The sequence below is a fragment of the Corynebacterium sp. MSK035 genome (assembly GCF_030232615.1).
Classification (GTDB): Bacteria; Actinomycetota; Actinomycetes; order Mycobacteriales; family Mycobacteriaceae; genus Corynebacterium; species Corynebacterium jeikeium_D.
Genome location: NZ_JASPJP010000001.1, coordinates 177,015 through 200,318 on the forward strand (window position 1 = coordinate 177,015; position 23,304 = coordinate 200,318).

Genomic DNA, 23,304 nt, shown 5'->3' on the forward strand with positions numbered 1-23,304 from the left:
AATTGTTTCCATTTCTTCACCGAGAATTCACTCGGGGCTATTCACAATTCATTTATATTCCGAGTTCATATCCCGAGTTTCAGGTGCCTTATTCCTCATCGCGGAAGTTCAGGTACGCACGCGACGGCGTCGGGCCGCGCTGCCCCTGATACTTCGAACCGAGCTTGCCGGAACCGTAAGGCACCTCTGCCGGCGAGGACATCTTGAACAGTGCCAGCTGGCCGACCTTCATGTTCGGCCACAGTGCGATAGGCAAGTTCGCCACATTGGATAGCTCCAGCGTGATGTGGCCTGAAAACCCTGGGTCAATAAAGCCGGCGGTCGAGTGCGTTGCCAGGCCCAGACGCCCCAGCGAAGACTTACCTTCCAGGCGGCCTGCTAGGTGCGGAGGAATAGTGAAGTACTCCAGGGTCGATGCCAGGACGAATTCGCCCGGGTGAAGAATGAAGGGCTGCCCTTCTGGAACCTCGTGCGGGGACGTCAGTTCTTCCTGCGGCAACTTCGGATCGATGTGCGTGTACTGCGAGTTGTTAAAAACTCGGAAGAACTTGTCCAGACGCACGTCGATGGACGAAGGCTGAATCATCTTCGGGTCAAAAGGATCAATGCCGAGATGGCCGGAGCCTTCGGCATCGATAGCGGCACGAATATCACGATCTGAGAGCAACACATAGACCAGCTTAACCGCTCTGTAATACACAGCGTGTGCGGGTTACAGGATATGCCCGCACTGAATCCCCCGGGAAGGACTGGATAAGGTCCTACAAGGAGATCAGCGATTAACCCGAAAAGACGGACAGAGGGTCTTCAAGACCAATTTTTTCGACACGAATCGAGAGTGCTACATTGAAGTTACAGAGGGCGACTGATTGCCTGCATGCCACACCTACTGTGCCAATCCCGTGGCGTGCTTTTAATCATTCCGCCTACTGTGTGCCGATGTAGTTCAATGGTAGAACTCCTGCTTCCCAAGCAGGCGGCGCGGGTTCGATTCCCGTCATCGGCTCCACTTAGACGTCGAAAATGATAAGTAGGCGTTTGCGTTAGCGAGTATGCCCCAAGGGGGTCAAGAAAATCGCTTGCGTTAGCGAGTGTATAGCGCGTTAACTCTGACCTGTAGAAACACTTTCCTCTCTTTCGGCTGAGTGAGCGTTTGCGTTAGCAGGCGTTGATTTGGTCGAGGTGGATAGCGTGGTCGGCGACCTCGGTAACGAGTTCAGCATCGTGGGTGATGACGATGACGACGGCACCAGTGTCAGCGAGTTTACGCATTACTCGGGAAATCGCGACAAGGTGTTTGTAGCCAACACCGGACGTGGGCTCGTCGAAGATGTAAACTTTCTTGTTCGCAGCAAGCGCTGTAGCAATAACCAGACGTTGACGTTGCCCGCCAGAGAGTGCTTGCGGATGATCAGCCTCGTGGTCGGCAAGGTCGAGTTCTTCAAGGATCGCGTGGGCATCGATGTGTTGCTTTTCGGCTTTGGTCGTGCCGAGCGTGACTTCGTCGATGACGGTATCTGAGAACAACTGTCGGGTAGGGTCTTGCATCACAAGGTAGGCGTCGCGGCTGGTGAATTTTTGTCCGCCGAGTGTGATGGATGCATGTTTGGCTTTTTCTAGTCCGCAAACAATGCGTGCCAGTGTTGATTTGCCTGACCCGCACGGGCCGAGGAGTGCCGTGATTTTCCCTGCCGGAAACAACACGTGGTTAATATTGAGGACTGTGTTTCCGTGGCGGTAGGCAAAGGCGAGGTTGTCGATTGTGAGCCCTTCACCTTCTGGTTCGGGCAGGCTCGGCATGGATACGGGCACTAGGGATCGCAGCCCAAGCTGTTTGCGCTCCTCATCCGAGGTAGCGTAGAACTCTTCGCCGGTTGCGGTGAGGACAATCTTGCCTTTGTCGAAGCAGTAGACACGGTCGACGATCCCGGAAAGGAAACTTAGCCGGTGTTCAGCAATGATGATGGTGTGTCCATCGGCTTTGAGCCTGGCGATGAGTGTGGCGAGTTGGTCGATAACGTCAGCGGACAAGTTCGCGGTTGGCTCGTCAAAGACGATCAGCGACGTGTTGTTGCACATGGCGACGGAGCAGGCCACGCGTTGCATCTGTCCGCCTGATAGTTGTGTGACGCGGGATTCCAGCAGGTCGGCGATACCTAACTCGGCTGCGACCTCGTCAATGCGGGCACAGATCTCCTGCGGGTCGCGGCCGAGATTTTCTGGGCCGAAGGCGAGTTCTTGGCGCACGTGGGTGGTGTAGAACTGGGTGCGCGGGTTTTGAAACACTGTCGAACAGTGGTGGGCAAGGCGTGGCAGGTCTGTTTGTGCCACGTCAATGTCGTCGACTGTGACGTTTCCGGTAAGGTCGCCGTCGTGGAAGTGCGGGATGAGCCCGTTAAATAGCCGTAGTGCGGTGGTTTTTCCTGACCCGGATGCGCCACACAGCAAGGTGACGGTTCCGGGTGTGATGGTGATGGTTACGTCGTTGATTGAGGGGTGGTCTGCTCCTCGATAGGTGAAGGTGACCCTAGTTGCTTGGGCTATTGTCATAGGACGATTCTCCATATCGCGAAGCCGATAACGATGAGCAGAATGACTGCGTCGACCACTCGGAATTTCACGACTGTGACTGAGGTGGGCTTTGCGGTTCCGCCCAGTCCGCGCACGAGGGCGGCCGATGCCAGTTCGTCCCCGCTGCGTACCACGGTCGATAGCAGAGGGATTGTGAAGTATTGCGCCGCACGCAGTGAGAGCACGGACATGCCGCGTAGTTTCATGGCATCTGAGATCGCTTTAACTTCGTGGCCGATCACGGGCAGCACACGTAACGCGACTGAGATCGGGATCGTGAAACAGGTCGGGATTCGTGAGCTGGCGAGTGCTTTTTGCAAGGTGGCGGGTCGGATTACGCCGATCGCGTAGGCTCCCATTCCTGCGCTGACGCTGAATCGCCACATCCACTGCAGAAACAGCACGAGGAACGCGCTGGCTGTTGATTTCCAGACCAGGGGTATCACGAAGACGAGTGTGCCGAGAGCCGCAAACGTGGCCAGGTAGACGGCCACCCAGCTCGGGCGCACGAGCGTGTTGGGGTTGATCGTAGCGCTCGTCAGCATCACGGCGGCGAATCCGCCCAGAGTACACACGAACCACGGCGAGTAGGCACTGTAGATCGTGGTGGAGACGATGACGAGCGCTGCGATAATGGTGCGCGGGTCGGGAAGTTTAGACAAGACCGGCCCGTTCAAAGTGTTTGCGCGCGACCCTGGTTCCCAACAGACCAGCAAGCCAGCCCACGATGAGCATCACGCCGAAGAAGCCCAGCAGAATCGGAATCGTGACGACCTGTGCCATCTTGGCGGCATACTCGGCACCCATTTGTTCGGCGATCTGCGACATATATGCGTCTTGGTTCATAAATAGCGGAATCCACGGGGAAACATAGATCGGCAGAATAAACAGTGCATATGCCAGCGGGACACGAACTTTCACGCTCTTCGGCCCCTTGGTGATCACCAAGTCAGCGAGCAGGCCGAACACAGCGGCGATCGCAATTCCTCCCACCCAGTGGCCGGTCACGAAGAAGAGGATTTCGATGATAATCAGCATGATTGTCAACGCCCCCATCTTCGGAGTGCGGGCAGTAAACAGCGCAAAGACGATGCCGTTAACGAGGATAGAAAGCAAGAAGCCGGCATACATGGCAGCCGGAATGAACCCGAGCATTCCGAATGCAAACACGATGACGAACATCAAGGCAGTGAAGACGCCGATATTGATGAAGTCGCGCGCGTTGAGGCGCGAGGATGTGGGTGTGGACATAGTTTTTCCTTTTATGTGCTGATATGCGCTGTGTTTAGACGAGTTGCCATCCGCCTGCGTTGATGCGCTCTTGCCAGAAATCGCGGTATTGACCCGGCTGGTTGACCAGCTCGTCGTGGCACCCGCGCTGGGCGATACGCCCACCGTGGGAGAGCACAATAATTTGGTCAGCTTGTCGAATGGTTTCAAGTTTGTGGGCGATCACGATCAGCGTGGAGTGCTTGCGTAGCTCATTCATCGCCGCAACAATATTGGCTTCATTTTCCGCGTCCAATGCGCTGGTGGCCTCATCGAAAAGCACGATCGGGGCCTTCTTCACCAAGGCGCGAGCGATAGAGACGCGTTGCCGTTCCCCACCTGACAGTGCACGCCCGCCAGAACCCGCCAATGAATTCCAGCCATCTGGGAGGCGGTTGACGATTTCCGTCACGCCCGACAGGTCAGCGGCCCACCTGATTTCTTCATCGGTGGCTTCTGGGTTGCCAAGGCGAATGTTGGCTTCGAGAGTGTCGTTGAATAAGTAGACGTCTTGGAAGACAAGAGACACCTGGCGCATCAAATCTTCGGTGGTCTGCTCGCGCACGTCCACTCCGCCAACGCGCACGCTGCCGGACTGCACATCCCAGAAACGTGCAACCAACCGGGCGATCGTCGTCTTCCCGCACCCAGATGGACCAACCAGGGCACACATGCCACCTTGCGGGACATGGAAGGAAATATCACGGAGAACCGGGGTGTCCGGATCGTAGCCGAAGGTGACGTCCTCGAAACGAACATCACCAGGGGCGTTTATCGGTGTAGAGGCATCGGGTTCGGACAGTTCGGGGGCATCCATGACCTTGTCGACGTGGTTCATCTGCTGGCGGCGTTCTTCCAGCCCGGTCATGCAGCCACCGATGTCTTGGAGCATGGTGGTGAACCGCAGGCACATGCCGATTGTGACCACGGCGTTCAGCGCATTCATTTGCCCGCCGAGGGCGAGTTGGGCGGTCAGCCAGATCATCACCACAATGAGCGCTTGAACGAACATCCCATTAATCAGGTTCGCTAGTGTTTCGATCCACAATGCTTTGCGACCCTTGCGGTCAGCCTGTTTGAATGCCCGATCAAGGGCCGGGTAGTCGTCGGCGACATGGCAGGAGCGCAGCGCGCCTTGGCAGGTGGCGAATTCGACCATGCGAGCCGCCAGCTCCGATTCGGCTGGTTCGGAAACCTTCTTGCCCTTATCGAGAAGCACACGGGAAATATGGAGGAAGGCAAGCATGATCGGGAACGCGATCGTCAAGGTCAGTCCCAGCCGCCAATCCCAGAACCAGGTTCCCACAGTGATCACCAGCACGGCCGAGAGTTTTTGGACGAGAGAGAAAATGAAATGTGCCGCCGACTCGCCCAAGTTCATCATTTCCTGGGTGACCATGCGCGACAGCCGTCCAGAGCTACCCGAATCGAACACTCCCAACGGTAGGCGGGCTACTTTGTTACCTACTGCCTGGTGGACGTCGTGAATGAATCCAAGCGCGCCGATATAGCCGGTGCGCATGCCATAAAACTCCGTGCCCACGCCCAGCACCGCGAACACCGCCAAGGCGATGAGCCAGCCCCAAAACGACAGCCCCCACACCGGCATTCCGGTCGCCAAGGCGCTTGCTGCAGGGAGTAGCGCGAGCAGGGCAAAGCCGTGACACAGTCCTGAGACCGCACCCCACGCTTGACCAACCGAAAGGTCTCGCCACGAGGCGGGTTCCATCAAACGCTTAAAGCGTGGCAGCAATAGTTGATTCATCGTGTCATCTCCTCGCATGCACCTTGGGCAAGAAGTGCCTGATAGTGCGCATTACCCAACAACTCGTCGTGTTTACCGACCACAGCAATGCCCCCGCGTTCCATGACGACAATCTGATCCGCGCCCCTGATCGAGGCCAGTCGGTGGGCGATCACAATCACGGTTCTGCCTTTGGCAAGAGTCGAGAGAGCTTGTTGGATTTTCGATTCCGATTCCGGGTCCGCCATCGCCGTCGCCTCGTCCAGCACCAACACTGGGGCATCAACCATGAGCGCCCGGGCGATCGCGATACGGGCTGCCTGCCCGCCCGAAACGTGGGTGTCCTCCCCCAACACAGTGTCGTAACCATCTGGCAGGCTCATGATGAACTCGTCGATCTGCGCTGCTCTCGCCGCCTGCCGCACCTGATCCAAGGTTGCGTCTCGCGCGCCCAGGGCAATGTTGTTGTGGATGGTGTCGCGAATAAGCTGTGCATCTTGCAGGACGAATGCGACCGTCGAATACAACACATCCTGGGAAATGCTCTTTAGATCAACCCCGCCGATGGTGATCGTGCCAGCGTCCGGGTCATCAAAGCGGGCCATCAAACTCGCCAACGTCGACTTCCCCGCACCCGACGGGCCAACCAGCGCGGTCACCGTGCCTGCCGGAATGCTCAGGCTCACCTCGTCTAATGCCTGGGTGTCGTCATAGGCATACGACACACCCCGAATCTCGATATCATGACCGTGTGGTGTCTGTGGCGCATCGGGCTGACTCAACGCCGGTAGCTCCATGACATTCACCAGCCGTACTGCCGCTGAACCTGCGAGCTGATAAGACCAGGCGATGGTTGCGACTGCCATCAACGCTCCCGGCAGCACCAAGGCAATCAACGTCGTCGCTATCACCTCGTAGATGCTCACCCAACCGGCGTTCATCATCAACGCGCCACCGCCAAGGTTCACGATCAACAACACCGGGATCGACACCCACGAAAATGAGGCGACCGACATCGACACCAGCGGCATACACCACGCCCGGTAGAACTTAGAAAACTCGTTAGCTGCATCTAAATAGGCTTTATGTGCTTGGCCAACCTTGCCGAACGCTTTCACCACTGAGATACCGGCAACGAACTCGGCCATCGTTGCCGAAACCTGAGCAAGCTTGGTGTCCATTTCCGCGGTCTTCTCATTCATCCCACGCATCGACATGCCATACATGCCCACATAAACCGGAATCGTCGCAATCGACAGCAGAGCGAGCCGCCAATCCACCACGAACGCATAGGCCAACAAGGCGAGCGGGGAGACGATTGCGTTCAGTTTCTCGATCGGCCCGTGTGCGATCACTGTGTGCACCGTGGCCGTATCATCCTGAATGGTCTTGCGGATCTTCCCTTCGCCCTCGCGGGTAAACCACGACAGCGGAGCAGTCGACATTCGGGCGGCAATTTGCCGACGCATCTGATTACGCAACGACAGGTCAATAAAATGCGTCACGCCCAACGCAACAAAATACAAAGTCAACCGCGCCATGTAAGCAGAAACAAGGAGCATCACGATCCAGTTCACCCGCGCCGGGTCCACCCGGTCTTGCATCAGCGCAGCTCCCAGCTCCACCAAAGCCACATAGGGTGCGATAGCCAACACCCCAGAGGCGAACGTTAAGGCCTGCGCGATAAACAGTTTGCCTTTCACCGGCTGCGATAGCTGACGGATCGCGTTCTGGCCAGCGACTGATTTTTCCTTCGCCGACCCATACTCGCCTTCAACAACCTGATCCGTTGCACTTTCGTTCACGTAAGCACCATCCTTCTTAGGCATGCCTAACCTTACTATATTTCTGGGAGGTGTGTCTACTGTGCACGTCAACTGATACGAACATCACCCTTTCAGGGCAATCCTCACCTGTTCACCGGTGCGGAACACGAACCGGATCGCGTCCTCGGTGACAATGGCGTGGTCGATAAGTGCGCTCCATTGTGCGGGGTGAAACTCGCTCACAGGTTCCCCTGTCAGATCATTCAGGGTTGTGGTGATGGCGGCGTGCTTGGCGGTGTTCGCTGCGATATCTTTTTCCAGGCTTGTTCTACGTGCGAGCGTCTTACGGTAGGTAGTATCGAGTTCGGCGTACGCGGATTGGCAGGCGTCCTGGTCGAGCGCACACCGCTGGTTTTCCGCAATCAGCGCTTCGATCTGCTCGTCTTTCACCGTCGCGCTGCTGCAGGGATGTTCGTCTGTGTATTTATGGTTGCATTGCCAAACTGCGTCTTTGCATTTCGTGTTCGACGCCCACGTTTTACGCCCATACCACGCCCCACACCGAGCACATTCCAGCCGGGTGGAGAACAACCCGACTTTCGCTGACTATATGTTGCCATGCCTGGTGGCGAGTTCGTATTGCATCTGATCCCAGATACGCGGTTCGGTAATCGGCTCATGATTACCTGATACATAGTATTGGGGTACTTCGCCTTCGTTGACCTTCATCTTCTTAGTAAGGAAATCGGTGGTGAACGTCTTTTGCAGCAGGGCGTCGTCCTTGTATTTTTCGTTGGACAGGATGGAGCACACTGTCGAGGTTGACCACACTTCTTTCCCGCGCGGGGTGAGAATCTTGCGGGCAGCGAGCTCGGTTTTAATCTCACTGATCGCTATCCCATCAAGGAACAGCTGGTAGATCAACCGCACGGTCGGAGCCTGCGTCTCGTCGATGACGAGGCTTCCACCCTCGCCTTTCTTATATCCGAGTAGCACCAATTACCCATAATCCCCACGCCGACTCCCGTTTCGAAGGAGTCGGCGCGGGGGCTTTTGCGTGGGTATGGAGCTGATTCAGGGGCGCAACCTAAGCCGACGGCGACGACGACGGCGACGGTGCAGTGTATCTCAGCCACCGCAACACTGCTTTAACACGACGGTTGCTATCCTCCGGCTGGAAGCCGAGCTTTAAAAACACATTCGCCACATGCTTACTCACTGCACCAGCGGTCAGCACCAGGCGTTTTTCTATTTCCTTATTACTGAGCCCCTGCGCCATCAGATTGAGCACTTCGCGCTCACGCGGAGTCAGCGTGGCGATACCGTACTGCTTTGCAGTCAGCAGCGTTGCGACCACTTCAGGGTCAACCACGGTACCGCCGCCGCGGACCTCTTCCAGCGCCGCAACGAAGTGGTCGACATCCGAGACGCGTTCCTTAAGCAGGTACCCAAAGCCACCATGCTGCAGCAGGCGATCCAGATAACTGGCCGCTACGTATTGACTGAGCACCACAACCGGCTGGTCGGGGTTGTCCTGGCGCAGTGTGGAGACCGCGAGCAGTCCGTCGTCACGCATGTTCGGCGGCATCCGGACATCGGTGACGATGACATCGAACGCTTGCTCTTCGGCGGTGGCGAGCAGCTGATCCGCATCGCCGACGGCGACGACCTCGTGCCCCAGCGCCCGCAGCAGGCCGGTCAGCCCCTCGCGCAGGAGTACGGAGTCCTCTGCCAGCAGTATTTTCATCGTGTCCTTCCTTGGCGAACGGGCAGTTCCAACCGCAATTCGGCACCACCGTCGGCGTTGGTGAGCGACACGGTGCCACCGAGCGCTGCCGCCCGTTCGCGCAGGCCCGCAATGCCGGTTCCGGTGCCATGCTTTACGACGTCTACAGCGTCCGCCCCCGATGGTGCTTCCAGGCCTACGCCATTGTCGCGTACGGTGACCGTAAGCGTACCGAGATGGGACACGAGCGCCTTCTTTGGAGCCTGAACCGCAAGAGTGATCTCGGCGCTGTCGGCGTGACCATGTTTGGTGGCATTGGTCAACGCTTCCGCTGCACAGTGGTACGCCAGCAACGCTGTGGTCTCATCGAGTGGGCCGAAGTCGGAGACACCATCTTCATGGACGGCTACCTGCATTCCGGAGTGCGCGGCCAGTTCCTCCACTGCTGCCACCAGACCGTTTTCAAACAGTACCGGCGGAGCAATGCCAAGCACCACCGAGCGCAACTGCGCAAGTGCTTGCGTTGCATTGTTATCGGCGGCGGTGAGCGCCTCGGTCACTTCTTCCTCAGTCTTACCCATGCGAGCAGCGGCAATGTTGAGTTTCAAGGCGGTTAGGTGTTGCTGCGGACCGTCGTGAAGCTCGCGCTCAATGCGACGGCGCTCGCCTGAGAAGGAGTCAATGAGCACGTCGCGGGATTGGGTAACTTCTTCGCTGGATGGTGCGAGGATGACGCGGGAGAGCCAAATGGACAGCAGGCCGGCACCGAGGTTGATGGCGATGGTCAGCACCAAAAAGAGGATTGCGAAAACCCAGGCAACAGCGATTTTCTGTGTTGGGTCCGTCAGAGTCCAGCTGAAAAACTGCACTTCATCAACCAGGAAAGGTGCAGCGAAGAGCACTCCGACAGTAAAACCACCGCTGACCCACGCTGTAAAGGTGACGAACCCAATGACCAGTTGGACGAGCAGGTTGACGAAGTTGCGGATGTCGAACCAACGATTGGTCACGCGGTTGGCAATCGGGGTGCCGGACCACGATGCCACCCAGCGAGAGAGCCAGTCGGCACCTCGGCCGATGAGCGGAATCCACGGCAGAAGAAAAGCGGAGGCAATCAAACCCGGAATGAACAGCAGGCCGAGAATAAAACTCCAGGCCAGCGCGATTAAATTCTTTTTCTTTGTCATTGGTTCAAAGCTAAGTTGGCCCGGGTTCAAATACAGTGGAGCTAACTCCCCTAAATTCAGTCGAGCTGAATGCGCCCCGACTTCTTTTCACCGATACCTCGGTCGGCCAGTTCGTCATCAATGTACGTTGGCCGACCGACAGCCAGCCCAAGCACTGCAAGCACCACCGTAGTACCAAGCAGTACGACCAGAATAGGTGTCCACGTTTCCGTCGTTCCAGCGGCCACACCCACTAGGAATGGCCCGACTGCGGAGAAAATGTAGCCGATTGGCTGCACGAAGCCGGACAGCCGCGCGGTCAGCTCATGGCTGCGCGTGCGGCCCGGAATCAGCGCGATAGCCATGGGGAAACAAAAACCACCCACGCCCAGCAGGAACGCAGCCCCAATCGCGTATCCAACACCAGTTTCCGCCGCTCCCCGCTGGTCGATCAGAATCATCAACGCATACCCGAGGAAGAAAAGGCAGCCGAGACCAAAAGCGACGTAGGACATGGTGCGGAGCCGTGCAATCAGCGGTGGCATCAGCAGACCGCCGATGATGCCCAGCCCTTGAACAATCATGGATGCCGCGGTAGCTACGCTGACGCTGATGCCTGCGTCGACAAGCATTTTCGGCATCCAGCCCATCAGCACGTAAGCGTTCATCGACTGCACGCCGAAGAAAACTGCCAGCGCAATGGCTGTCGGAGACTTCCAGATTGGCGTGTTTGCCGAGGAACTGACCGAGGCCTTCGGATAGTCGAATCCGATGCGCGCACGCAGCGGCAACCACACAACAAGCTGAACAAAGGCGGTAATCGCCCATACGGCAATCGCCCAGCGCCACATATCGACGCCGCCTGTGGACGCTTCGGGTGAATCGTTAATCAAAAACGCCGTCGCCGGCCCCAGTCCGCCCCCGAGGGCGAGCATGCTGGAGTACAACATCATCAGCACGACGGCATGACGACCGCCATGCACCTTAATCCACGCAGGTAGCAGTACATTTCCCAGCGCAATACCCGCAACCGACAACGCCGTAAACAGAAGGAATAGCCAGATGCTGCTCACCCACGGGCGCACCGCAAGGCCGACGAATAGCAACGTCGCAGACAGTGTGAGTGCACCGCTTAAGCCCATTCGCTTGCCGACGGAAACCGCGGACAACCCAATCGCGAAAAATGCGAGCCCCGGAATCGCCGTAATCAAACCACCAAAAGCGGAGGAAGCGCCTAGGTCGGATAGGAGCTGATCAAGCACCGGACCGATTGACGCAATACTCGGGCGCAAATTCAGCGCAGCGACGATTACGGCGATAACGAGAACGGGAACGCTGAGCGCGATGGCATTCTTCGAGGACCCAGCGGCCTTTGGCTGTGGTTGCCCTGGTTTTTCTTCTATCGCCATAACAATGGACGTTACCGCTTCCTGCTAAGGACTCTCTAGCCGACCCAAGTCGGCTGGTTCGGGGAAGCTTAAAAACTAGCGTGCTGAATGTCGCTGTTGTCCTATCCTGGACTATAACGACATCTCTTTTTCTTCATCTATTGACAGTCTTTCGGCTATCTCTGACGTAAGGATTGAACTCAAAAATGGTTGAACCGATTTCTGATTCCATGCTCATTGCCTACGACGGCTCCGACGAAGCCAAGCGGGCGCTGGCCTATGCCGGAAAACTGCTGCGCGTTAAGAAGGCCTACATTCTGACTGCCTGGGAACCCCTGCAGCGCGCTGCAGCTCGCACGGCTGGCGCCTCTGGCATGATGCAGCCCGACTGGGATGCCACGACTGAAGACGGCGATCCGGCTCACGACGAGGCCGTCCGTATTTGCCGTGAGGGTGTACAGATTGCCGCTGAGGCTGGCTTCGTCGCGGAGCCCTACTTGGTAGAGACTGAAACTACTATCTGGTCGGCCATCGTCGATGCAGCTCACGACCTCGATGCGGGCGTGATTATCTCCGGCACTCGCGGTGTTACTGGTTTGCGTGGTCTGTTCACCGCCTCGACCTCTGACGCGTTGCTGAAGAATGCTGGCCGCCCGGTCCTCGTCGTTCCGGGGGAAAAAGAATAATTTCCAGAAAATTTTTAAAAACTTACTTAGCTGATAGAAAATGGGTTAATCTCTCAACTAAGAAAACTCAATGACCGCTGAAACCGCTCAAAATTCAAGGCGGGGAGAGAATCCCAGCTGTTCCACTGGTTTACAGAAGTCACAGAGTGTAGTTTTATAAACAGTATTGACTTAATGCACACGAGGAGTCCTCAACATGGCATACGAAACTGATTCCGAGCAGCGTCGTAGCGTTGGCCCTGCCCTGGCCTCGGCGCTCATTGGCGCCCTTCTCGGTGGTGCCGCTATCTTCGGCATCGGCCAGGCTCTGACCGAAGACCGAATTCCGGAAGCACAGGCTGTTTCCACCGATGACGCTCTGCTTGGCGGTGTCGAGTACGGTCAGCGTTAAGTTTTTAACGCTAACCCTCCTTTAAAGCTATGCCCACCTTTGTTCGAGCGCGTAAGCGCGTGCTTGTACCCTGGTGGGCTTTGCTGTGCCTGCTGGCATTCATCCAGTCCCCCGGCAAGACTGTCGCTGACACAAAGCACGACCTGACAGAAGACCCCATCGGGTTTTTGTCCGCCTCGCTCAACATGTGGTCAGACACCATGCCGCTGGGACAGCTCCAAAACCAGGCATATGGCTATCTCTTTCCACAGGGCGCGTTCTTCGCGCTGTTTAGTTTGCTGCCCGATGTCCTAGCGCCCGGCTGGCTGATTCAGGCGCTGTGGTGGAGCCTTACTCTCTGCGTGGCTTTTACCGGCGCATATCGCGTGGCCGAAGCTATAAACGTCGGCACGCATACCTCACGCGTATTGGCGGCTTTGTTGTACGCGTTGTCGCCGCGTGTGATTACGACGTTGGGCGCGATTTCGTCCGAGACCTGGCCCGTCGCGCTGGCACCGTGGATTCTGCTTCCGCTCCTGCGGGTCGCAGCCCGGCGCGAGGAACTGCCCTGGCGTGCGACTGCCCGTGCCGTATTGCTGTCCGGTCTAGCGGTACTGTGCACTGGCGCGGTCAATGCGGTCAGTACAGCGGCGGCTTGCATCCCCGCAGGTCTGATGCTGCTCTTCTTCGCTTTTACGGGGCCTCGTCGCGGGCGTGCGTGGGCGATGCTCGGCGGTTGGCTGGCTGCGTGTGCAGCGGTCAGCATGTGGTGGATTGTGCCGCTACTGCTGCTGGGCAAGTACTCACCACCGTTTACGGACTACATCGAGTCCTCCGGTGTGACCACTCGTTGGTTGAGTCTCGGCGAGACACTCCGCGGTTCCACCTCGTGGACACCGTTTGTCTCTTTCGAACGAGTCGGCGGAAATGCGCTGGTCGCGGAGCCCATTCTCATTTACGCCACCCTGGCTGTAGCGGCGATTGGCCTACTTGGCTTGGTCATGCGCTCGCTGCCGCTGCGTCGAATGTGGCTGATGATGCTGCTCATCGGGCTTGTCATCATGGCGGCCTGGACGGAGCCATTCGGACTGGCGTGGGAATCGGCTCGAGAGGTGCTCGATTCCACGCTCGCAGCAGTGCGCAACCTGCACAAATTTGACACTATTGTGCGTCTGCCACTTGTTATCGGCTTCGCTCATGCGACAGCCCAGCTGCCATGGCCGTGGCGAGAGCCGGCGAACGAGCACACGAACGAGACGGCGAGCGATTCAGCGACCACTGGCTGGCAGCAGTGGCTACACCCGGAGAAGCACCCGCGCGCTATCGCATCGATGCTGGTTCTGGTGGTTATCGCCAGTGCCACCGCCCCTGCGTGGAGCGCACGCCTCGCCCCGACAGGCAGTTTTTCCGAGGTTCCGGGCTACTGGCACGAAGCGGCCGACTGGCTGAATGAGCAGGGCGAGGACACCCGCACGCTGGTGGTGCCGTCATCGCCGTTTGCTGATCAGACATGGGGCAATACTCGCGACGAACCGCTCCAGCCGCTTGCCGACGTGCCCTGGGCCGTCCGCGATACGGTGCCGCTAGTGCCTCCAGAGGCGATTCGCGGCCTCGATGGTCTGCGCAATTCACTGACTCGGGGCCGTGAGGTACCGGCACTGGATGCCACCCTGCGCAACAACGGTATCGGCTACGTGCTGGTCCGCCACGACTTGAGAGTTACCTCGAGGGGCGATTCGCTGCGCGCCATCACTTCCACGCTGCAGGACTCTCCGACCATGGAAAAGGTGGCGGAGTTCGCGGACGAGGACGGCCATACCGCTATCCAGATTTGGGGTGCGGGCCCGAAGGAGCTGCGCAATCACGCACTTTCACCGCGGTTGGTGGACACTACCCAGGTACCGCTAGTCGCCGGCGGCCCCGAAGTGCTCCCGCGGCTTGACGAAGTCGATTCCGATGCTCCGGTGCGCATCCTGTCTGGCAAGGATGCCGGCACTGTCACCGACACCCCCGCCCGCCGCGGCCGCAACTATGGTGAAGTCGTCGGTGCGGAGTCAGCAATCCTGGCCGAAGACGAGGACTCATATGTCCGCAACCTCGTTCCGGACTACCCCGTCGTGGGACTGCCACTGACGCAGACAGCAACGGGTCGCGCCACAATTGAGGTTTCGTCGTCGGCCTCTGAGCCATACAACGTCGGTGGTGCATCGGCTGACCACTCGGTCAACGCAATGCTCGACGGCGACACCACCACCTGGTGGGAACCCTTGGCGGGCAAGAGCCAGGCTGAATGGGTCAAACTGTCATGGAAGGAACCGACCGATAACGCAGTGCTCAGCCTGACCGGTGCTCGCGTTCCAGTGCAACTGCGCATCCAGACTGATACGGCTTCGAGCTCCGTACAGTTGGTCCCGGGTGAGACGACTCGTATTCCGCTGCCCGGCGGCAAGACCACATCTGTGCTCATCACAGCGAAGATTGCTCCTGTAGGCTTTGCTATCTCCGAGCTAGGCCTGGTGATTCCACAGCGGAACACTGGCTTCGACGCATTCGAATCCAGCAGCCCCGATTCCGATGAAGAGGCGGAACTTTCCACCGAGGATATAGCGGAGGACCTCACGCCGGTTCGTGTCCCGGTGGTGCCGAATTCCTCTTCGCTGGCTCAGCGTTGGGTCTTCGGCCAGGAGATTCACGAGGGCACGCTGGTGCGCCTGTTCACCGTTCCAAAGCCGGTAAAGGTAAAGGTCGATGCTGATACCTGCCGCAGCAGCATCGGAGCCCCGTGGGCCAGCCTCCAGCGCGGTGACGGCTCTGATCACCGCGAGCTGACCTGTGGTGAAGAGATTGAGCTCTCACCGGGGCCATGGCGCATCGATGCCAAGTCCGATTGGGTGTCGCTCACCTCGACTGACTACTTCGCGCCGTCAGCTGAGCAGCAGAAAGTGACGCCAATCGATCTGAACAATCCCATTGACGCTGCCGACCACGATCGCATCGCGTGGTTGCCAATCTCTGTCAATGCTGGCCATGAGCTCCGTGTCGGAGGCGCCGCCATGAAGCCGGTAACGGTCTCTGGTTGGCAGCAGGGTTGGACGATTCCGGCCGGTATTGGTGGTGCGGTCGAGCTGACCTACCCACCGCAGCAGACCTGGCGTACTAGCATCCTGGCAGGCGGCGCACTCGCAACCGTGTACGCACTGGTCACTGTGGGGCTGGCTTTCGCTTGGCGACGCTTCGCTCTCACCACCCCGATTCCCGCGTCTTCGCTGAGCAATGACTTGCCGCGGGCGGCTATTGGCATTGCGGCTGCCGCGACAGTGACGCTGGTATCCAGCTGGCCTGGCGTGGTCGTTGCCCTCGTGGTGGTTGCCACTACCCTTGGTGCGGTTTTCTGGGCACGGAAGCGTGGGGACGTCGTCAAGCCATGGCTGAACGTGCGAAACGCCCTTATTATGATACTTGCTGCGACGATGTCGATTGCGGGCTTGGTGCTGGCGGCGAACCCGTGGCCGAAGGATGACTACGCCGGCGCTGGCTGGCCGCTGCAGTTACTGCTGACGGCGGCGCTGACGATCGTGGCGTGCTGCTCGATGCTTTCCGATGGCGGTGCTGATGACGACACCGACAGCGACGTCGACGACACCGACAACACCGCTGATTAAGAGCTGTTAGCGGTTGACCCAGACGCGTGCGAAGAAGCGGCGGGCAGGTTCTTCGACGAGCGCGTAGGAGGCGGCGGCCACTGGAATCGACAGTGCGACCGTAACAATGGTGACACTGAGCAGATGGCCGGTAAATAGCTTCACACCAAGCAGCGGGAATGCGATGGAGAGCATCGCCACGTGCCAGAGGAAGATGCCGTACGACCAGCGCCCCAGCGCCTGCATGATGGGGTGTTCGAGGAAGCGCGACTCCGGCGCCATCGTCCAGGGACCGATGATGGCGGCACCGAAGACCAGCCCACACAGCAGGCGGCGGGTGAATTCCCAGCTGGTCAGTTCGACGAGTCCTTCGGGGCCCAGGTAGGAAGCCAAGACCAGCGCACCAACGGCGATCGCCAGCCACAGTGGGCGGCGGCGAGCCCAGCGCTGCATGGTTTCCACCCTCGCGCGGGCAGCATCGGTATCGACGCCCTGGAGCGATTCCAGCTCGGCGAGAATCATGCCAGCTGCGAACCAGGAAAAGTATGCAATCGGCTGAATATGCGGGTTAACGCCTTCTGGGTACGGCAGTGGCAGGTAGGGCCAACCAAAGCTCAAGATTGCGAGCAGGGAAATTGTCACTATGCGGCGCCCCTGCTGGCGATGTGGGTCCAACCGGCTAAGCCCGATGGCAAACAGCGGCAGCGCGATGTAGAACGCGACCTCCACCGACAATGACCACAGGTGCGTCAACCCACCGTGCAGAGAGCCGGAGAAATACACCTGTGTCAGCGTCAGGTTTGTCAGCCAAATCTTGAAATCCGCGCCACGCCCCACCGGCAGTGCGATGAGCACAATAAGCACCAGCACCCAATACGCAGGCATAATGCGCGCGACGCGCTTCTTGTAGTACTTCGCCCAGCTCTTCTTCCGTCCGCCGTCGGCATCGGCCAATGCTTTACGACGGGGGATTCCGCCATAACCCGAGCGGTGAGAACGCCACAACAGGAATCCGGACAGCACGAAGAAAACAGCCACGAAGAAGTCGAAGCGGCCGAGGACGCGTTCCCACAGGGCTCCCACATCATGCCCGGTCTGGAATGCGACGTGCGTACCGATGATGCCCATCGAAGCCACAGCGCGCAGCCCCTCCAGCGAGGGCAGGAAGCCTGGGCGGAATGTGGTGGCAGAGTTCGATGCAGTGCTGGATCCCGAGCTGGATACAGTGTTCGGCGTAGAGTTCGGCACAGAGCTCGACACTGTGTCTTGCCCAGCGTTTGGCGCTGCCGCATATGCCTTGGACGTCATAGTACTTTCTTACACGGATACCGGAATGAGTAAAATCACTTGTATTTTATTATGAAATAAGTCCTGTTCAGGCCGGTTTTTCCAAAACTCTTTTGTTTTCCCGACAAGTTATTTTTAAAAAACACACCACATAACTCCTAACTTCCTGCTAGGTTTTGCAGCAGAAAGTTACGTACAGTTAAAGGACTATCCGCTGATGAAGAGAACTCTCGGACATGCACTGATTATTATCGGTGCTGCATTGATTGTCATTGCCGTCCTTCTGCCAACCTTCCTGGTGCCTCGCCTCCGGGTCATCCCACTTGACACTGTGAGCGATACCATCACGGAGGTGCGCGACGGCACTCTGTTGGACTCCAGCCAGCTGGGCAAGAATGAGCCAACGCCAAACCGCAAGAATGACCCGCGCTGCAAGGCAGAGACGGACGAAGAGAAGCGCGATCTCCCGGTCCACTGCTTCATCAACGACAAGACTCCGATGCAGTCGAAGCGCCACGTTGAGATTGAGGAGCCGGCTGACGACAAGATTGCAACTCTCCAGGTCGGTACCACTCTGCTGCGCGATGACCGCGAAGAGCCGAAGAACCTCATCAATGCGACCCTCGACCGCATCACTGTTGACCGCAGCACTGCGTACCCGGTAGATGACCCGATCTCCAGCGTTGCTATTAACGCACCGCAGGGTGGTTCGGACACCAAGCCGCCGACGTTCACCCGTCCGGGCATCCAGTACCAGTTCCCGTTTGGTGCTGAGAAGAAGTCCTACCCGTACTACGACGTCCAGGCGATGCGTAACTTCGAGATTGACTTTGTCGGTGAGGAAACTCAGGATGGCGTCAAGGTCTACAAGTACTCCATGACCATTCCGCCGCAGAACCTCTACGAGTCCCTGACCGAGCACTTCACTCGCGACGGCCGCAAGCTCACCGAGGCTGACAAGTCCTCGCTGGCTTCCATGCGCCTGAGCTTCCCGGCTCACAAGTGGGGCCTGGAGGGTGACGACGACGTCGAGCTGGATCGTTACTACACCAACGTCCGTACTGTCCGCGTCGAGCCGACTTCTGGCGTGATCGTCAACGGTACTGAAGAGATGTTCATGTTCTACGCCAAGGACGACAAGGAAGCGGAAGAAATTGCTTCCAAGGCTGGCCGTGAAAAGGAAGCCAAGGAGCAGAACCGTACCGCGATGAAGTACACCGCTCAGTGGGACGAAGGCTCCAAGGGCCGCCAGATGGACCGCGCTAAGGAAGCACGTAAGTCGCTGACTATCGGTGGCACTGTCGCACCGTGGATCCTCGGTATCCTCGGCCTGGTTCTCATCGTGATTGGCTTCCGTGTTCGCAGCAAGTCCGCCTAAGACGCCAAACTACGGTGCCACAGGCTCTCGCTTACCCTAAGTTTCACTGAGGAAAGCGAAAAATAATTTAATATAGGGCACGTGACACAACGTTTCCGCACTACTCTGACCCAGTCGGCTCGCTCTCATTCGGAGCGAGTCGCCTGGGTTTTTGTGTTGTCGTGGATTCTCCTGCTGACCGCTGCCGTGTGCTGGCCGCTCTTTGTGCCCCACAAGGCCCCGGCCGATGGTCGCTTTGGGGCACCGATGTTTCTGCTGCGCGACATGGTCATCCCCAATCACCCACCGCTTACCGACGCAGCCCTGGGACTCGGCCCCGCTGCGGCACGAGCTGTTCCGCAGGACACCGCACTGTGGGCACTGGGCTACTTTGTGGATGCCAGCCATTGGGTGCGCTTCGGCATGGTGGGCGCCTGTTTGATTGGTGGTCTTGCAGCTGCTGAGCTCGCCCGCAGATTCACTCGCCACGGCTCGGGCACCAGTAGCGCATCCGGTGCGGGCCTTGTACCCATGACTCCGAGCTTAGCCAGCCAGCTGATTGCACCGACGATGCTGCTCTGGAACCCGTTTGTGGTCGAGCGTTTGCTCCAGGGACAGTGGTCACTGGTCATCGCCGTATTGCTGCTTCCGGCAGTTGTTCTGGCAACGCAGATGGGTAGTGCCTTGTGGCGCACCAGCGCAATTGCCGCTGCGGGTCTCACGCCGACCGGTGCCCTTTTGGCTGGTATCACCGGCATTGTTACCGCTCGCAATAACCGCGACCGCGCTTGGATTGTGGCCACAACAGTAGCAGTCAGTTCACCGTGGCTAGTGGCATCTTTGCTGAACCCGAGTGCAGCTGGGTCCTCCGATGCGGCTGGCGCTGCCGCATTTGCGGCCAGAGCAGAGGCACACGTCGGCACGCTCGGCAGCCTGTTGGGATTGGGTGGCATCTGGAATAAGCAGGCTGTGCCACTGACGCGCGAGGTTGGTTTTTCGGCGATTATGGTGCTGGCACTCCTGGTGCTTATGGGTCTGGGATTCCGTCGGGTCTGGCATTCGCAGGAGCGCTGGCGGGGGCTGATTATCACTGGCGCCACGGCCATCGTGCTGGTGGCTCTCGCCGCAACAACGCCGGGCATTTTGATGATGGGTTGGGCGCTCGAGCACATCCCGGGGGCGGGCCTGCTTCGTGATGCGCAGAAGTGGATCGCGCTCGCTGTCCCCGCGTATGTCATCCTCGCCGCCAGCGGTGCGGAGTACCTGGCACGCCGCGCTCGCGGCGCCACCGCCAATATCGGCCAGTGGTTGGCTACTGGCGTCAGCGCGCTTATCATCATCGCCGCTGTCCCCACGCTGCCCGCCGATGTCGCTCCGCTCCGCCCCATTCCGTCATGGGAGGGCTGGTCGGCGGTTTCCGGTGTGGTCGCGCTTGACGACGATCGCGTTGCGGTTCTACCTGCCGGTTCTTACCGCATTATTAATGGGCGTCCTGTCCTCGACCCGGCTACGAAGATTTTGCCCGCTCCGGTGGTGAGCTCTGGCGAACTGATTGTCTCTGGGCAGTCGGTGTCTGGCGAGGGAGCCACAACCGTTGAGCGCACGCTGCTCGGTGGTGCGAAGAGACACGAGGAGCTTGAGTCTGCGCTCCAGGGTCTTCGAAACCAAGGCGTTGGCTGGGTCCTAGTGGAGAATTCGCCCGGCAACTTCGGCGACTCCGCTGACATTGTGGCGGCGTTAGACCCCGTCTATGAAACACCTGACCTGCAGCTATACCATGTCCCCGGTGTAATCGAGCCGGCCACACAACCAAGCCAGGGGGCCTATGCAGCTGCGTGGACAGCCTTTGGAATCTGGACTCTTTGCCTACTCGCTGGGCTGCTGGCGGGACTACTGACTGGAGTAATGGAAGCGCTACTGCCCCGCCGCAGGTAGCAGCTTGTCCAGTGTTGGGTTTTCCAAGACATTCAGAACTGCCTCACCGGTCTTGTCCCAGCCAAATTCCGCGGCACGGGCGACGCAGGCCTTGGACATTGCGCGATGCAGTTCACCGTTATCGAGAATCTGTCGCGTCTTGGTAATTAGGTCCGCTTCATCGCTGGCCAGCAGGCCAGTTTCACCGTCGTTGACCGAATCGCGCAAGCCCGCCGAGGAACGGTAACCGACCGTCGGCACGCCGTGCTGCGCCGATTCGATGACGGCGAGCCCCCAGCCCTCCTTGCGCGAAGGCATCAGGTGCAGACACGCCTTGGAGAGGATGCGGTGTTTATCCGCCTCGGTGACCTGCCCGTGGAATACCACGTGGTCCGAAACGCCCTTGTCACGGGCATATTCCACCAGGTTGTCGTGCCACCATCCCGAGCCAATAACATCGAGAATCGCACCTGGACGATCTTGTACAAGATCTGCAAGCACATCGATGGCGTGCTCAATCTGCTTATGCGGAACCAATCGCGACAGCGTCACCAAATGCGGTGCTGGACCGTCGCACTCGGATAGGTCCGCCATGATTTCGGTCGACTGCAACTCCTCCGGAATCGGGTCCACACCATTGCGGATTACCGCGATGCGCCCCGGCGACACTCCGAGTTCTACCAGTTCAGCGGCACTTGGCTCGGAAACGGTGATGTAGCGGCAGCGGCGGTGAATCATCGGCGACAACCGCGATTCGATGAACCACCCCAGCTTGCTGATAATCGGCCCTGCCACTGGCCACTGCTCACGGTGGCAGTGATGTGTCAGCAGCACCGTCGGCGCGCCGGAGAATATCCGAGCGAAAAAGGGGACGCCATTTTGGGTATCGACCACGACATCCGGCTTGCCGCCGAGCACCTTGGCAATTGGGCCCACGCCAAATCGCGCACCCAGCATCGCGGTCCAGGATCGCACGTAGACGGAGAAGTTTCCACCAGCGCGGGAGAAAGTCACGCCATCACGACGCGAAAGGGCTGGTGCGCCTGGGTAGTTGGCCGTGCGGAACACCACAGTATGGCCTTGGTCGGCAAGGTAACCTGCGACGCGCTCCAAATAGCGCTCACTACCTCCACCTTCGGGATGGCCGGTGTCGCGCCAACACAACAGTAAGATTTTCATAACAATATGAGCCTAACGCTCGGCGCGGCTTTCGTTGCCGCTTTAGCTCAAATCCATACTCCCAAACCCAACCAGTCCATTAGATTGTTTGACGTGACCAGCTTTCGCTTTCCCGCTTTTATCGTCCCGCCCGCTCTGAAAGAGCTGCGCAGCTTTGCTACGCTGTCGCGCTCATTCGGGCTGCTCAACGACTTCAAATACGAGCAAACCGATCCCGATATCTTCTACGGGCACCTGGCCGAGGACACCATCGGTCTCCTAGAAGGCATCGCAGCTGGGGCGGATGGTGCGGCGGGGTCGGCGGACACCGGGGAGACAACGGGCGCGTCGTCAAGCGTTACGACGAATACCGCACTGCGCGGCAAGCGCATTCTTGATGTCGGCGGCGGCCCCGGGTACTTTGGCCGAGCATTTGCCCAGCGTGGCGTGGAATATTACACCTGCGAACCCGATGTGGGCGAGATGGCGGCGGCGGGTATCAAGCTGGAGTCGTCGGTACGCGGATCGGGGCTGGAACTGCCGTTTCGCGATGACGCGTTTGACCTGACGTACTCGTCGAATGTCGCCGAGCACGTGCCCGAGCCATGGACGATGGGCGAGGAAATGCTGCGTGTAACCAAGCCGGGCGGACTGGTCGTTTACTCGTACACCATTTGGTACGGCCCGTTCGGCGGCCACGAGATGGGGATGACGCATTACCTGGGTGGCGACCGCGCGCGGCGCATGTATGAGAAGAAGCACGGCAAGCGACCAAAGAACTACTTTGGCGAGTCCCTGTTCAAGGTCGGTTGCGGTGAAGGATTGAAGTGGGCGCGCGCTGCCGCGGAGGCCGGCGACTGCGAGCTGCTGGCCGCTTTCCCGCGCTACCACCCGTGGTGGGCCTGGTGGATGGTGCACGTGCCGGTGCTGCGCGAGTTCGCGGTGTCGAACCTGGTGTTGGTGCTGCGGAAGCGGTAGGGGTGAGGCTGAGCCACAAGGTGGGTGCCGCGCTTGACGCTTGGTACCTGAGAACTACCTCCGCGTGTGCGGAGAAGTGACCGGCGGCGAGGCTTATATCCCACTTGCTCGGGAAATACCTCCGCGTGTGCGGAGAAGAGAGCGCGCTGCCACGGTACACGCCTTTGACCTTGGAAATACCTCCGCGTGTGCGGAGAAGAGACGGTGTTACCCCGTATTTCACTATTGGTTCTGGAAATACCTCCGCGTGTGCGGAGAAGAGCCGGCTCCTCACAGCCAATAC

Annotated in this window: 19 protein-coding genes, 1 tRNA gene and 1 CRISPR repeat array (1 of these 21 cut by a window edge); of the genes, 7 read left to right on the plus strand and 13 right to left on the minus strand. The window is 58.8% G+C overall.

What is annotated here, in order from left to right; genetic code table 11:
* Positions 1–88: 88 nt before the first annotated feature.
* Positions 89–670 (minus strand): dCTP deaminase, encoded by a 582-nt coding sequence (gene dcd, locus QP978_RS00775; protein ID WP_005511764.1) that lies wholly within the window; start codon positions 668–670, stop codon positions 89–91.
* Between the two features lie 265 nt (positions 671–935).
* Here dcd and QP978_RS00780 point away from each other — a divergent pair.
* Positions 936–1,009, plus strand: a tRNA-Gly gene (locus QP978_RS00780).
* A 149-nt stretch (positions 1,010–1,158) separates the two neighbouring features.
* Here QP978_RS00780 and QP978_RS00785 read toward each other — a convergent pair.
* The 10 genes from QP978_RS00785 to QP978_RS00830 all read right to left on the minus strand — a co-directional run bounded on the left by QP978_RS00785 (position 1,159) and on the right by QP978_RS00830 (position 11,651).
* Positions 1,159–2,550 carry an ABC transporter ATP-binding protein gene (locus QP978_RS00785; RefSeq protein ID WP_284856753.1) on the minus strand — a complete coding sequence of 464 codons (1,392 nt, stop codon included), beginning with the start codon at positions 2,548–2,550 and terminating at the stop codon, positions 1,159–1,161.
* A complete protein-coding gene (locus QP978_RS00790; RefSeq protein WP_070437217.1) occupies positions 2,547–3,233 on the minus strand; it encodes an energy-coupling factor transporter transmembrane component T family protein in 687 nt (228 codons plus the stop codon). Before QP978_RS00790 ends, QP978_RS00785 begins: the two co-directional genes overlap by 4 nt.
* On the minus strand, positions 3,226–3,822 hold the full coding sequence (locus QP978_RS00795; RefSeq protein WP_070437219.1) for an MptD family putative ECF transporter S component: 597 nt from the start codon (positions 3,820–3,822) through the stop codon (positions 3,226–3,228). Before QP978_RS00795 ends, QP978_RS00790 begins: the two co-directional genes overlap by 8 nt.
* Before the next feature lie 34 nt (positions 3,823–3,856).
* On the minus strand, positions 3,857–5,605 hold the full coding sequence (locus tag QP978_RS00800) for an ABC transporter ATP-binding protein (RefSeq protein WP_070437222.1): 1,749 nt from the start codon (positions 5,603–5,605) through the stop codon (positions 3,857–3,859).
* Entirely contained in the window at positions 5,602–7,413 is a 1,812-nt protein-coding gene (locus tag QP978_RS00805) for an ABC transporter ATP-binding protein (protein ID WP_444859535.1), read from the minus strand. The genes QP978_RS00800 and QP978_RS00805 overlap by 4 nt, the downstream gene beginning before the upstream one ends.
* Positions 7,414–7,473: 60 nt before the next feature.
* Entirely contained in the window at positions 7,474–7,941 is a 468-nt protein-coding gene (locus QP978_RS00810; RefSeq protein ID WP_224433374.1) for a recombinase zinc ribbon domain-containing protein, read from the minus strand.
* 15 nt (positions 7,942–7,956) lie between these two features.
* Positions 7,957–8,346 carry a recombinase family protein gene (locus QP978_RS00815; protein WP_070429408.1) on the minus strand — a complete coding sequence of 130 codons (390 nt, stop codon included), beginning with the start codon at positions 8,344–8,346 and terminating at the stop codon, positions 7,957–7,959.
* 91 nt (positions 8,347–8,437) lie between these two features.
* A complete protein-coding gene (locus QP978_RS00820; protein WP_284856733.1) occupies positions 8,438–9,097 on the minus strand; it encodes a response regulator transcription factor in 660 nt (219 codons plus the stop codon).
* Positions 9,094–10,263, minus strand: a complete 1,170-nt coding sequence (locus QP978_RS00825; protein WP_284856734.1) for a sensor histidine kinase — start codon at positions 10,261–10,263, stop codon at positions 9,094–9,096. Before QP978_RS00825 ends, QP978_RS00820 begins: the two co-directional genes overlap by 4 nt.
* 56 nt (positions 10,264–10,319) lie before the next feature.
* The gene (locus QP978_RS00830) at positions 10,320–11,651 is read right to left on the minus strand and encodes an MFS transporter (RefSeq protein ID WP_115598414.1); all 1,332 of its coding nucleotides are present in this window, start codon (positions 11,649–11,651) and stop codon (positions 10,320–10,322) included.
* Between the two features lie 185 nt (positions 11,652–11,836).
* Between QP978_RS00830 and QP978_RS00835 the strand changes: the two genes are divergently transcribed.
* The 3 genes from QP978_RS00835 (at position 11,837) to QP978_RS00845 (ending at position 16,348) form a co-directional block, all read left to right on the plus strand.
* On the plus strand, positions 11,837–12,316 hold the full coding sequence (locus tag QP978_RS00835) for a universal stress protein (RefSeq protein WP_005510532.1): 480 nt from the start codon (positions 11,837–11,839) through the stop codon (positions 12,314–12,316).
* 196 nt (positions 12,317–12,512) lie between these two features.
* Entirely contained in the window at positions 12,513–12,707 is a 195-nt protein-coding gene (locus QP978_RS00840; RefSeq protein WP_005510537.1) for a DUF2613 domain-containing protein, read from the plus strand.
* Positions 12,708–12,736: 29 nt separating this feature from the next.
* Positions 12,737–16,348: an alpha-(1->3)-arabinofuranosyltransferase domain-containing protein gene (locus QP978_RS00845; protein ID WP_284856735.1), complete on the plus strand. Its 3,612-nt coding sequence runs from the start codon at positions 12,737–12,739 to the stop codon at positions 16,346–16,348.
* A 6-nt stretch (positions 16,349–16,354) separates the two neighbouring features.
* Here QP978_RS00845 and QP978_RS00850 read toward each other — a convergent pair whose 3' ends face one another.
* The gene (locus tag QP978_RS00850; protein WP_284856736.1) at positions 16,355–17,635 is read right to left on the minus strand and encodes an acyltransferase family protein; all 1,281 of its coding nucleotides are present in this window, start codon (positions 17,633–17,635) and stop codon (positions 16,355–16,357) included.
* A gap of 196 nt (positions 17,636–17,831) precedes the next feature.
* Here QP978_RS00850 and pgfA point away from each other — a divergent pair, with 196 nt between their 5' ends.
* Both pgfA and QP978_RS00860 read left to right on the plus strand, forming a co-directional pair.
* On the plus strand, positions 17,832–18,992 hold the full coding sequence (pgfA, locus tag QP978_RS00855) for a cell envelope lipid trafficking protein PgfA (protein ID WP_048734381.1): 1,161 nt from the start codon (positions 17,832–17,834) through the stop codon (positions 18,990–18,992).
* Positions 18,993–19,073: 81 nt separating this feature from the next.
* Complete coding sequence (locus QP978_RS00860; protein WP_126108224.1) at positions 19,074–20,906, plus strand: MmpA family trehalose lipid delivery protein; 1,833 nt, start codon at positions 19,074–19,076, stop codon at positions 20,904–20,906.
* On the opposite strand, the gene QP978_RS00865 is transcribed toward QP978_RS00860, so the two are convergent.
* Complete coding sequence (locus QP978_RS00865) at positions 20,886–22,064, minus strand: glycosyltransferase family 4 protein (RefSeq protein ID WP_070549971.1); 1,179 nt, start codon at positions 22,062–22,064, stop codon at positions 20,886–20,888. The genes QP978_RS00860 and QP978_RS00865 overlap by 21 nt on opposite strands.
* A 93-nt stretch (positions 22,065–22,157) precedes the next feature.
* Between QP978_RS00865 and QP978_RS00870 the strand changes: the two genes are divergently transcribed.
* On the plus strand, positions 22,158–23,021 hold the full coding sequence (locus tag QP978_RS00870; protein WP_224783725.1) for a class I SAM-dependent methyltransferase: 864 nt from the start codon (positions 22,158–22,160) through the stop codon (positions 23,019–23,021).
* 50 nt (positions 23,022–23,071) lie between these two features.
* Positions 23,072–23,304: a CRISPR direct-repeat array (repeat unit 29 nt; unit sequence GGAAATACCTCCGCGTGTGCGGAGAAGAG); it runs 406 nt beyond the window's last position.